The sequence below is a fragment of the Tautonia sp. JC769 genome (assembly GCF_040717455.1).
GTDB lineage: Bacteria > Planctomycetota > Planctomycetia > Isosphaerales > Isosphaeraceae > Tautonia.
In genome coordinates, this window is sequence record NZ_JBFEFH010000002.1 from 275,776 (window position 1) to 287,817 (window position 12,042).

Sequence of the window (12,042 nt, forward strand, 5' to 3'; positions counted from 1 at the left end):
TGACACCAAACTCCTCCGACGCCGACCCGCGTGCAGATCTGCATGGGCCGCTCGGCCCGATCAAGTCTAGGACACCCCTTCCCCTTCCTTCAAGGGCATCCGGGATCGTGTGCGATCGAGGCCTCATCGCCCCTCACGAGTTCCCGGCGCGCCACCGCCAGCACCGACGTGCCGAACGGGACCGGCAAGGGAGCGAGGACCCGGTCTTCCGCCTCGCAGAGCCGCCGCATCATCGCATTGACGCGAGGCGAGGGAATCTCGTGCTGCGCCACCTTCCGCCGTCGAGCCAGGTTGGCCAGGCGGACGGCCAGCTTGGGCGCGAAGAGCCCCCGGAAGACGTAACGCAGCCGGACCCGTTCCAGGCCGATTCCCCGGAGCACGCCGCGGAGCCGAGCGATCGTATAGCGGCGATAATGATGATTGATCTCGTCGTGCTCGTCCCAGAGCATTTCGAACGCAGGGACAGTCACGACCAGCAGGCCGCCGGGCCGGAGCATCCGGACCATGGCCTCGGCCGCGGCGCGATCGTCGTCGATGTGTTCCAGGACGTCGAGCGCCGTGATCAGGTCGAACCGCCACGACGGATCGTCGTAGCGGGGATCGCCCAGGGGTTCGGTGAAAATGCGATCGCGGTAGGGTCCGACCGGGTCGAGCAACCGCTCGTCCACCTCGATCCCCCGCACGCGGCCGAACGCCGAGAGCGCCGGGAACGACAACCCGTCGCCACAGCCGACATCGAGGATCGCGCGATCGCCGCCCGGTTCCATCCCCATCCGCCGGATCGTCCGCAAGACGATCGCCTCCCGGGCCCGCCACCACCAGTGCTCGCGGTAGAGCCGGGCGTAGACCGCGCCATACGATTCACGCATGATGATCCGTCCGAGCCGAGGTGATGGACTCCGGATCGTCCCGCTCGCCTTCTCCCGCCGATCGGGCCACCACCTCGCGGACGATCGCCTGCGGCCGCCCCCTCGCCTCGTCGCAGGTGCGCACGACATACTCGCCGACGATCCCGAGGCAGAGCAACTGCACGCCGGCGAAGAACCAGATCGAGACGATCAGGCTGGCGAACCCGCTCGGGAACCGCTCGGGGGCCAGGAACGACCAGATGATGTAGAAGATTGCAATGCCGATCGCCAGGGCCGACAGCACGAACCCGGCGAGCTGCATCACCCGGATCGGCAGGCTTGAGAACGAGAACAGGCCGTCATACGCCAGCGCGATCAATTTCCGCAGGGTGTACTTCGGCGCCCCGGCGTGCCGCGCCGCCCGCTCGTAGGGGACGCCCACCTGACGGAAGCCGACCCAGGCCCGCAAGCCCCTCAGGAACCGCCGCTGCTCGGGCAGGGCGAGCATGGCGTCGACGACCGGCCTCCTCAAGCAGCAGAAGTCGCCCGAGTCCAGGGGGATCTCGATCGCCGAGACGGCGCGGAGCAATCGATAAAAGGTTGCATACGCCATGCGGGCCGGGAGCGATTCCTTGCGCCTCGTCCGGACACCGTACGCCACGTCGGCCCCCCGATCGAGCGTCTCGACCAGGGCCGCGATCGCCTCGGGGGGGTCCTGCAAATCCCCGTCGATGATCGCGACGACCGAGCCCTTCGCCATGCCCAGCCCCGTCGCGATCGCCGCCTGATGCCCGAAATTCCTCGACAGGAAGACCCCCCTGTACCTCGGGTCCCGCGCCACCATCGCTCGGATGATCTCCTCCGAGCCGTCCCCGCTCCCGTCCGACACCAGAAGAAACTCCAGCCGCTCAAACCCAAGCCCTTCCACCGCCCCCGCCAGCCTCTTCTCCAGCTCCGGCAGCGCCTCCTCCTCGTCGTACACCGGCACGACGACCGAGAGCATGGCCCGGTCCAGCCCGCGACGACTCATCGATTCGGGCCTTCTGTTCGCAGCCCGAGTCTCGCCCTGAGTTCATCGAACAGTCTCTTTACTTGAACCGATGCCGCTTCGACCCGATCGGCCCTCAATCCGGCGAGAATTTCGAAGGAGTGCTTGCCCTTGTCGTACTTGCCCTTCTTACATGTTCGCGTTGCATGGACAAGGCCGTCGATGACCCGCTGCCGAGCGATGGCCTCGACATCATCTCCATGCGGGAGCGATTCGGCCCGGAACTGTTGCCGGCCGAAGAACTCACCCAGACTGTCTCGATCGGCCAGGAACCAACTCTCCATGCACTGAACCATCAGGTAGGCCTGATCGTTGAGGGCGCCGTCGGGCCTTGCCAGGCGATCGGGCCCTACGATCGCTCCCAGGTGATCCCAGGGCGACTCCCGATGCTCCGCCCGGACGGGCCCTTCGCTATCGACGAGGAGGATCGGGAATTGATTGGAATCAGCACTCAGCAAAGCAAGACTGAATTTGCTGAGTGCCTCATGCCGACTGCCGCAGGCCATGATTGCGGGCATCTTTCCGCGGAAACCAGCCTTCTCCAAGAACAATCGGAATCCCTTCCGGCAACTTGTCCTCAGATTCTCGTGATCGCCGCCCCCTTCGACGTAGATCGTGACCTTCACCAGCGATTCCCCCCAATCTGCCCGCTGGTCCAGAGGTTCCCAAGCGAATACTCCTTGAGCCAGATCTCCAGTTCTTTCTGATCGAGACGAGTCATCGTCGTCCCTTGCTCCCCCTTCTCGCAGACCACGATCGCCTCAGGATCATGCGTGAAGTAGTCCAGCAAAAACGTAGAGTGCGTCGTGATGATGAGTTGTGTTCGTTCGGATGCCTCCTCGATGAGCTTGCAGATCGTCAGCAGGGCATCCGGGTGCATCCCAAATTCCGGTTCTTCAATGCAGATCAACGGTGGTGGATCCGGATGACAGAGAATTGCCAGCAGGCAGAGGTAGCGGAGCGTGCCATCGGAGAGACGGATCGCCGGAATCGAGTAAGTCCCCTCCTCCAGGTAGGGAATGACCCGAGTTCCGAAAATATCGACATCGAAATCTGTAATTGAGGGATAGAGGCCCTCAAGACTGCCGAGGATCGCGTTCTTGACGCCGGGCTGCCGCTTCAATCGCTTTAGGACCAGCCCGAGGTTGTCCAGTCGCTCCGAAAGGAAATCGCCCCGCCCGTCGGAAGTCTGCGGTTCTCGGAGCGGGGAATCCTTTCCGAACACCCAATTTTGATACAACTTTACTTTTTTGTAATAGTTCGAGAGCGTGTCGAGTTCGGGGTAACCCAACGGCTCGTTGTAGCGTTCGAGGACCGACCGATCGAACGCATCCGGATCGTTGGGGAGCGCCCTTGGAGTATTATCCTTGTCATAGACGAATGCGGAGCCCCACTTCGACGAGGCGAACCACCTCGTCCCATCGACGAGCCCCGCACCGGCCTCGCCGATCAGGTCGGTCACGAGGGCATGTAATCGATCCTCGGCCCTCTGTATGCCGATGGCGTGGCGAAGGCCTCCGGTCATCTCATCGGCTTCGAAGACGGCCGCAATCGTGGCGGTCTGATCCGGCAATCCTTTCCAGAGCCATTCATTGATTCCGCCGCCCTCGCGGATCGGGGCGGTGAGGTCGCGAGGCGCCGACCGGAGTAACCCGATCGCCTCGATGAAGTTCGACTTCCCCGAGCCGTTCGGGCCGATCAGGACGTTCAAATTGCGCAGGGCGAAGGGCGGCGTCTCGGGGCCGAAGGAGAGGAGGTTGCGCAGGGTGATCTCGCGGAGGAACATGGCGAGGTGTCCGGAGCGAGGGGAGGGCAAAGGGGCCTTGGGAAACGGGAATAGGCCCCCGGGCCTCAGGAGAGCAGGAACTCCAGGTCGTCGCGCGAGAGGCTCTTGATGATCGAGCGGTTGTCGGCGTTGAGGATCGCGTCGGCCAGCTCGCGTTTCTGCTGCTGGAGGTCGACGATTTTCTGCTCAACCGTGTCGCGGCAGATCAGGCGGTAGGCGAAGACATTTTGCGTCTGGCCGATCCGGTGCGAGCGGTCGATCGCCTGGGCCTCGACGGCGGGGTTCCACCAGGGGTCGAGCAGGTAGACGTACTCGGCCGCCGTCAGGTTCAGGCCCAGGCCGCCGGCCTTCAGGCTGATCAGGAAGATCGGGCAGTCGGGGTCATTCTGGAACCGCTCGACGCGCTGGGCCCGGTTGCGGGTCCGGCCGTCGAGGTATTCGTAGTTGAGCCCTTCCTGATCGAGCATGTCCTTGACCAGCCCCAGGAAGGTGGTGAACTGCGAGAAGACGAGCGCCTTGTGCCCCTCGTCCACCACCTCGGCCAGTTGCGGCAAGAGCATGTCGAGCTTCGCCGACGGCTCCTCGGCGTACTGCTCGGCATTGATCAGGGCCGGGTGGCAGGCCGCCTGGCGGAGCCGCAAGAGGGCCTCGAGCACCTCGATCTTCGACTTGTTCAGGTCGGTCGATCCCTTGCGCAAGAGGGCGTGCCGGTAGTGGGCCTTCAGCTCCTCGTAGATCCGGCGCTGGGCGGGCTCCATCGTGCAGTAGAGGGTCTGCTCGGTCTTCTCGGGCAAGTCCTTGACGACCTGGGCCTTCGTCCGCCGCAGGATGAACGGCTTGAGCGCCTTGGCCAGGCCGGCCCGCGCCCCTTCGTCTTGCCCGGCCGAGGCCCCGGTGAGCCCCTTGAAGGCGGTGGCGCTGCCGAGCATCCCCGGGTTGAGGAACTCGATGATCGACCAGAGTTCTCCCAGGTGGTTCTCGATCGGCGTGCCGCTCATGGCGAGCTTGTGCTTCCCCTTGAGCAATCGGCACGCCTTGGCGGCCTGGCTCGTCGCGTTCTTGATCGACTGGGCCTCGTCGAGGATGACGAAGTCGAACTCGATCTTCGACAGCTCGGCCGCGTCGGTGCGAACCGTGCCGTAGGTGGTGACGATCAGGTCGTAGTCGTCGAACGTCTCCCGCATCTGCGGGCGGCCGCGGCCGGTGTAGTCGAGCACGCGGAGCTCGGGGGTGAACTTCGCCGCCTCCTCCAGCCAGTTGAAGACGAGCGACCGGGGGACGACCGCCAGGGCCGGCCCCTCGGCCTTCTCCGAGACCTTCCGGTGCTGCAAGAGGGCCAGCACCTGGATCGTCTTGCCCAGGCCCATGTCGTCGGCCAGGATGCCGCCGAAGCCGAAGCGCTCCAGGTAGTCGAGCCACCCGAGCCCCTCGCGCTGATACGGCCGAAGCTCCCCTTCGAACCCCTCGGGGGCGTCGAGCGCGCGCACCCCCTCGAACTCGTGCAGCTGCTTGCGGGCGCGGCGGAAGCCCTCGTCCACCTTCACGTTCGGCTGGCTGGCCAGCAGGGCGTCGAGCAGGCTCGCCTGCGCGAAGCCGAAGCGGAGGATGCCGTCCTTCTCGGTGCCGAGGTCGACGAGCATCCCGTACTTCTTCATCCAGTCTTCGGGCAGGACGCCGACCGAGCCGTCGGCCAGGGTGATCCGGTCCTCGCCCCGGCGGGCGGCGGCCAGGACCTCGGGCAAGGGGACCGACTGCCCGCCGAAATCGACCGCGCCGTCCAACTCGAACCAGTCGATGCCGCTCGTGACCGAGAGCTTGAACTCGCCGACCGGCTGGATGACCTCCCCCTCGGCCTCGACCTGCCAGCCCTCGGCCACCAGCTCGCGGACGACCAGGCCGAGCCGCTTGGCCGGCAATTCGAGGGTGCCGGGGTCGACCAGGTGGTCCTTCGACTCCCGGAAGCCGACCTCGAACAGGCGGATCGCCGCCGCCTGCTCGGCCGGGACGTCGCGGTGGATGACGACGCCCTGGGTCGTGCTGACGAACAGGTTGCCGGTCGTCTGCGCCGGCACGGCGACGCCGTTGTACACGTATTCGAGCTGGCCGAGCACCCGGTCGGCCTCGACGCCGTAGTTCCGCCTCGGACTCCGGGCGACCAGGCGGGGCCGGGGGGCCGACCGGATCGTCTCCAGCGGCAGGTCCTCGATCAGGTCGCCGGGCCCCAGCTTCGCCTCTTCCAGGATCGAGGCGAGCATGGTGTCCTGCTTCTCGATGTCGAGGAAGATCAGCTCTTTCTCCTCGCGGAGCCGGGAGACCCACTGCGGCACCCCCGCGTCGTCGAACCGGGCGGCCCGCCCGGTGCCGAGGACCAGCAGGCCGGGCAAGATCGCCAGCGGCTCGGCCAGGTCGATCCGGCCGTGCTTGCGGTGCAGGGCCCCTCGCCAGGTCCAGCGCTTGCCGGCCGAGTCCTGCTTCACGTCGAGCCAGAACTGCCAGGGGGGGCCGTCGTCCCAACGCAGCCCCGGGGGATCGTCCTCGCCGTCGGTCCGTCGCAGGCGGCAGCGGCCCGTCCGGCAGAGTTTCTCGATGATCTCGACCTGTCGGCCCGGGGCCAGCACGAAGCGCCGGATCGCCCCCGGCAGCTTCACCGGCCCGCGAGAGACGCCCCCGCTCGATCCTCCTCCCGGAGCACCGCCGGCTCCCGACCCCCCACCGGCCGAGGCCCCCAGGTCCCTCGCCTGCTGGAGCAGTTCGAGGATCTGAAGGTCCTCGACATCGACCTTTTGCGCCGCCGTGGCCGGCGTGTGCCACCAGGGGCGCAGCGGCCCCCGGGTGCCGTCGGGCTTGCGCTCGCGGCGGGCGAGGTCGATCACCAGGCGCCCCTGCGCCTGGGTCGCCGGCACGTCGACGATGTAGTAGAGCCGCCGCTTGGTCTTCTTCGGCTTGTTCTGGACCGCGGGGGCCTGGCCCTTGCCGCCCGGGCCGTGCTGCCCCTTCGGCAGGGGCTTGCCCCCCTTGGCGAACGGCACGCCCGCCCGGGGCACGTACCCCTTCGCCCCGGGCCCGCCGCCCGAGCCGGGCCCCGGCCCCGGGCCCGCCGGCAGCGGCCCCTGGCCCGATTTCCGGTGAGGCCCCTTCGGATGTTGCTGCGGGCGTCCCTGGTTTCCCCCTCCGGGTCCCGGGCGATGCCCCGACGGACCATGCGGCGCGTAGCCTTGCTTCGGCCCCGGCCCAAGTCCCGAGCCGGGTCCAGGCCCATGACCATGGCCCGATCCCGACCCCGACCCCGGCCCATGACCCGAGCCCGGCCCATGACCATGCCCGTTGACCCGGCCGTTCGGCGGCGGCTCGAACGCCGGCGGGGCCGACCCGGTCGGCGGCTGGCGTCGCGGGGGTCCGACCGGGAGCAGGCGGAGCGGCCGGCCTTCGGCGCTTTCGAGCAGGCCGCGCGCGTCGGTCGCCAGCACCGTGGCCCAGATGTGCTTGCACGGCGCCCCGGCTCCTTCCGGGCCGAAGTACGGGCAAGTACACGAGGCGAGCAGGCGATCGCCGCGCAGCCAGAGCCGCACGCGGTAGCTCGTCGTGCCGCGTACCTTCGCGGCGATCTCGCCCGGTCCATCCACGCGGACCAGCACCCGCCCCTTGGCGAAGTAGGCCCGGCCCCGGGCCCGGACCCCCTCGGCGAAGTCGCGGGCGACTTTCTGGGCGATCCCCGTCGGCGCCTTTCGTCTCGGTTCCACGCTGCTCTCCTGGCGTCGGAAATCGGGGATCGATCCGGGGCCGTTCCTCCCGGGCGCATGCTGATGCGGCAGGAGGTCACGGTCCGGGCCGATCGGCCCTCGGGACGCCTGCGCCTCGGACGGCCGGGGAAGGCTCCCGGGCCGATCGGCGATCGGCCCAAGCGGGAGGACCTCGGCGCCGGGGCGCATGTCCTTGGTCTGGTCGTTCATTCGTCCTCAAAAACGTCGATCCGGCCCGCTTCGAATTCGTTCGCTCTGGGCCTGGTCGCTCCCGAGGAGCTTCCCCCTCGGGGTCTCGGTTCTCGACTTCGGTTCGGTCAGCGTTCGACGATCGATCGCTTCAATCCGGTTCGATTCAGTCAGACTCGCCGTCGTTCGTCTCGGGGTCGATGTCGGTTGGTCGCGTCGGGGTCGGTCGTCAGGTCGTGGTGATTTCAGGCGATGGGCGGGGCCGAAGAGGCAATAAAGTAAGATCAAAGTGGGGGGGAGGGGAGCAGCCGTCGGCCAACACCGTCGAAGCAGTCGGGGGCGTCGATCGAGCAGCCGGCCAGGGCCCTCAGGGCGACAGCCCGACGCGGCCCTCCTGCCCGGCGGAAGGGCCGGCGTCCGGCCACCCGGCAATCGTCATCGTCTCCGCGTCGGGAGTGGCCGTCCGACGCGCCGCGAGGCCCGGGACCAGGGCCGCGCCGGCCCTCTCGGCGACAAACACGCCCGCCTCGTCGCCCGACCGGGCCCGGCCCGCAGGCATGCAGGGGGGTCCGGCCCCGTGCTCGCCCCCTCGGGAAGGGCGATGGCGGTCGAGCATCGCCAGGCTTCGCCCGGGGCCGAATTCGGCGAGACCCGCCGACATGGGAATCGGTCCCATCGAAACCGCGACGACAGCGGAATTCTGATCGTGGCGGAAAACCGATCCGGACGCCCCGACGCTCGCACTCGCGATCGCCCCGGAAGAGTGTTGGCCTGATCCCGCCCGTGCCGGCCGACGGACGCCCGCTGGAACCGACCGGCGGGCGGCGACCGCCGCTCCGAGGCCTCGGAGGAGGGGGGCGTTCTCCAGCGTCGTTGGAAGAAGTTCGTAGTGCAACTCGCGTTCCGAAACCTCGATGCAATCGAAGCTCAACGACCGGCGCCACGCCTGGCCCGGCCTCGTCCCCGGGGACCCGAACCGCCGGGAGCCGAGGCTCCAGGCGACCTGAATCCCGATCCCACCTCGGACCACTGATCCCGCGCGGCGCAGGCCTTGCGGGGCAGGCCGACACGTCACCCGTCGCGCGAATCCGCAGGCGCAAGACCGTCGCGACGGCAAAGAACTGCGGTCGCTCGCACGGGCGCCGCACCTGGCAGTGCGACCCGACCCGAAATGCCCGCCGTCGTCGTTGAAGGACCACGACCACGACGATTGATCCACCGACCAGGCATCCCGCGTTGTGGACCGGCGAACGAAATCGCCGGTCCACCCGGAACGCTCACGCGGCGGATTGTGCTCATCTCGGGCCTTCTGACAAGGCCAGTTCCCGACGCCGATCGGTCGCGTTACGACCGGCGAGGTCGAGATTCGCAGGCAACCCCGTTTCGATCCTCAAGGCGTCATCCCGGGGTCCCGTGCAAGCGGGGGGAGCGCCTCTGGCGTTGGCATCGCGAAACGAGGCCGCCTGGCCGGAATGCAATCCTCAGGTCTCTTTTTTTTCTTTTTTTCCCGCCTCGGCGAGGCCGGCCATTGCCGATCGGCGGCAATCCCATCCGGCGCCCGTCTCACGTCTCACACGCGGTTCGAGCCCGGTGGCCTCACCGTGCTCATCTCTTACTCTGGCACGCCTCGGGGAAAAGATCAAGTCCCCGCCGACAATCCTCTCGCCCGGGATGTTGTCCGCGTGCCTCCCGCCCGCGCGTCCCCTCCAGGTACGATCTCGCCTCGCCGGGTGTTCGATCGTCGGCCGGCCGGGTCGTCCCCCTCGGCAGATGCCCGGGATCCGACGCGGCGGGCGGGCGGCCCGATCGGCCCGCCCGCCCGCGATCGCCCGGCCTCGACCCCGCGCGGAAGATCGCAACCAGAAGTCAGCACGTACAAAAACGCTGATTCTCCGTTCAATCGTGCCGGACCCGATCGCGACGGCCGGGGGCGCCCGACGGGCCCGCCCCCCCGGGCCGTCGCCACCCGAGCCAGCGGCGCGCGATCGCCGCGGCCTTCGGGTAGCGCCTCGCCGTGAAGTAGACCCAGCAATGCCAGCGCGATCGGGCAATCCGGCCGGCGATCCCCGCCCCCAGCTCCTGGGGCGCCCACGACAGGTCGGCCTCGTACCCCCGGGCGATCAGCCAGGACCCGGCCAGCATCGCCAGCACGGCCTTCTCCTCGGCTGCAAGCGCCTCTCGCCAGTCGCCGACCCGACTCAGCCGCAGATGATTGCCGTGAAAGAGCGTCTTCGCGTCGTGGCGGACGGTCTGAGACGGGTCGTCGGGGTCGATCCCCAGGGCCTCGGCCTCGCGGCGGACGACCTCGACCCGGCGGCGGGTCGCCTCGGGCGAGTGGGCCTCGGCGATCTCCTCCGCCTCGTCGATCGTCAGCGCGATCCCGAGGAACCGGGCGATCTCCAGCACCCCGGCGGCCGGGTCGGCCACCAGATCCTCATACCGCTGCACGAGCACTCCCGGCCGGCTCATCCAGAACCGATCATTGCTCAGGATCCGATGCACCAGGCCCTCTCGCATCAAGGCATCGAACGATTGGCCCATCTTGTGCCGCATCGAATCGACCACGTCGCGCAGGTCGCGGTACGAGTAGACGGCCAGGGCGTCCCCCTCGGCCACGGCCTCGGCGAAGTTCGGGTGCTGGTCGTGGCACTTCAAAACCCGGAACCGCCCCCGGCCCGGCGCCGGGTCGTAGGCCGACCCCTCGACGTAGCCGAGCCGGACCCCCTTGCGCCGCCATTCGATCAGGTGCCCGATGACCTCGTACTGCCAGGTCGAGCAGGCCCGATACATCCCGCAACAGATGACATCCATGAATCCTCGCTCCTTCGTCCCTGAACGAGCCGGACTCCGGACCCTAGCCGATCCCCCCGGCACCGTCCAGCCCAAGCCGGGGCGGCGCGGGGAGATCGGGGCGGACCGATCCGCGGGCCCCCGCGAGCCTCAGGAGATGGCCAGCTTGAGGTCGACCAGGGCATCTGGCCCGGTCAGCCGCAGGTCGAACCGCTCCTGGAGGCTCCGGAAGACCTTCGGCGTGATGAACGCCGGGGCATTCGGGCCGATCGTGATCCCCTTCACGTCCAGCGACAGCAGGGTCAGCAAGACGGCCACCGCCTTCTGCTCGAACCAGCTCACGACCAGGGTCAACGGCAGGTCGTTCACCCCGCAGCCGAACGCATCGGCCAGCGCCAGCGCCACCTGGATCGCCCCGTAGGCGTCGTTGCACTGGCCCATGTCCATCAATCTCGGCAGGCCGAGGTGCGTGCCGTGGTCGCGGTCGAGGATCCGGTACTTGCCGCAGCCGAGCGTCAGGATGAACGAGTCCGGGGGGGTGTTCGCCGCGTAGTCGGAGAAGTAGTTCCGCCCCGGCTCGGCCCCGTCGCAGCCGCCGATCACGAAGAACCGGCTGATCTGCCCCGCCTTCACCGCCTCGACGATCGTCGGCGCGGCGTCGAGCAGGACCGTCCGGTGATAGCCGACCTGGAAGGTCCCCTGCCGGACCTCCTGCAAAGGCCCGCACTCCCTCGCCTTGGCGATCACCGGGCCGTAATCGTCGCCGACCAGCCGGGTGCCGCCCGGCACGGCCGTGAACCGGGTGGTGAAGATGCGGTCGGCGTAGTCGTCCTTCGGGATCAGGATGCAATTGGTCGTGGCCACGACCGGCCCGCCGAACCTCGGGAACTCCTGCTTCTGCTTCTGCCAGGGGCCGCCGTAATGCCCGGCCAGGTTCGGGTGCTCCCGGAGCCTCGGATACATGTGCGCGGGCAGCATCTCGCCATGCGTGTAGACCTTGACCTCGGTCCCCTCGACCTGCTGGAGCAGGTTCCAGAGATCGACCAGGTCGTGCCCGGTCACCAGGATGCCCGGCGCCGGCCGAGTCCCCGCCTGCACGATCGCCGGGGACGGCCTGCCGAACGTCTCGACGTGGCCGGCATCGAGCAGCTCCATGACGCGGAGGTTCTTCCGGCCCAGCTCCATCGCGATCCCGAACAGGCCCTCCAGGTCGAAATTCACGTTGGTCATCGTCGAGAACAGCGCCTCTTCGATGAAGGCGCTGACCGACTCGTCGCTCTTGCCCAGCCGCCGGGCATGATTGGCGTAGGCCGCCATCCCCTTCAGGCCGTAGAGGATCAGCTCCTGCACCGCCTGCACGTCGGCATCCTTGCCGCAGACCCCGAGGCTCGTCGTGCAACCGATCCCGTGGGCCGTCTGCTCGCACTGGTTGCAGAACATCGTCGTGGCAATCCTTCGATCGATCCCAGGAGAGAGACGCCGGGACGCCGACCACGCGCCCCGCACACCAACGCCGTCTCACCAACCTCCTGGCCTCTTGCCCGTCCCGGCCCTCAGGACGAGCGATCATGACCACTCCGGATCACTGTATCGGACCATAGAGCGGACTTCAAGACACACATATCCTGTTTTTGGTTGAAT

At 68.0% G+C, this 12,042-nt stretch carries 8 protein-coding genes; all 8 read right to left on the minus strand.

The window, feature by feature from the left end; all coding sequences use genetic code 11:
• Nucleotides 1–89: 89 nt before the first annotated feature.
• The 8 genes from AB1L88_RS03595 to hcp all read right to left on the minus strand — a co-directional run bounded on the left by AB1L88_RS03595 (nucleotide 90) and on the right by hcp (nucleotide 11,841).
• The gene (locus AB1L88_RS03595) at nucleotides 90–869 is read right to left on the minus strand and encodes a class I SAM-dependent methyltransferase (protein WP_367095259.1); all 780 of its coding nucleotides are present in this window, start codon (nucleotides 867–869) and stop codon (nucleotides 90–92) included.
• On the minus strand, nucleotides 862–1,878 hold the full coding sequence (locus tag AB1L88_RS03600) for a glycosyltransferase family 2 protein (protein WP_367095260.1): 1,017 nt from the start codon (nucleotides 1,876–1,878) through the stop codon (nucleotides 862–864). The genes AB1L88_RS03595 and AB1L88_RS03600 overlap by 8 nt, the downstream gene beginning before the upstream one ends.
• Nucleotides 1,875–2,522 (minus strand): DUF4276 family protein, encoded by a 648-nt coding sequence (locus AB1L88_RS03605; protein ID WP_367095261.1) that lies wholly within the window; start codon nucleotides 2,520–2,522, stop codon nucleotides 1,875–1,877. The genes AB1L88_RS03600 and AB1L88_RS03605 overlap by 4 nt, the downstream gene beginning before the upstream one ends.
• Entirely contained in the window at nucleotides 2,519–3,682 is a 1,164-nt protein-coding gene (locus AB1L88_RS03610) for an AAA family ATPase (protein ID WP_367095262.1), read from the minus strand. The genes AB1L88_RS03605 and AB1L88_RS03610 overlap by 4 nt, the downstream gene beginning before the upstream one ends.
• Nucleotides 3,683–3,747: 65 nt before the next feature.
• Nucleotides 3,748–7,422: a DEAD/DEAH box helicase gene (locus AB1L88_RS03615; RefSeq protein WP_367095263.1), complete on the minus strand. Its 3,675-nt coding sequence runs from the start codon at nucleotides 7,420–7,422 to the stop codon at nucleotides 3,748–3,750.
• Nucleotides 7,423–7,978: 556 nt separating this feature from the next.
• On the minus strand, nucleotides 7,979–8,170 hold the full coding sequence (locus AB1L88_RS03620) for a hypothetical protein (RefSeq protein WP_367095264.1): 192 nt from the start codon (nucleotides 8,168–8,170) through the stop codon (nucleotides 7,979–7,981).
• Between the two features lie 1,337 nt (nucleotides 8,171–9,507).
• Nucleotides 9,508–10,422, minus strand: a complete 915-nt coding sequence (locus AB1L88_RS03625) for a sulfotransferase domain-containing protein (RefSeq protein WP_367095265.1) — start codon at nucleotides 10,420–10,422, stop codon at nucleotides 9,508–9,510.
• A 129-nt stretch (nucleotides 10,423–10,551) separates the two neighbouring features.
• On the minus strand, nucleotides 10,552–11,841 hold the full coding sequence (gene hcp, locus AB1L88_RS03630; protein ID WP_367095266.1) for a hydroxylamine reductase: 1,290 nt from the start codon (nucleotides 11,839–11,841) through the stop codon (nucleotides 10,552–10,554).
• Between the last annotated feature and the right edge of the window lie 201 nt (nucleotides 11,842–12,042).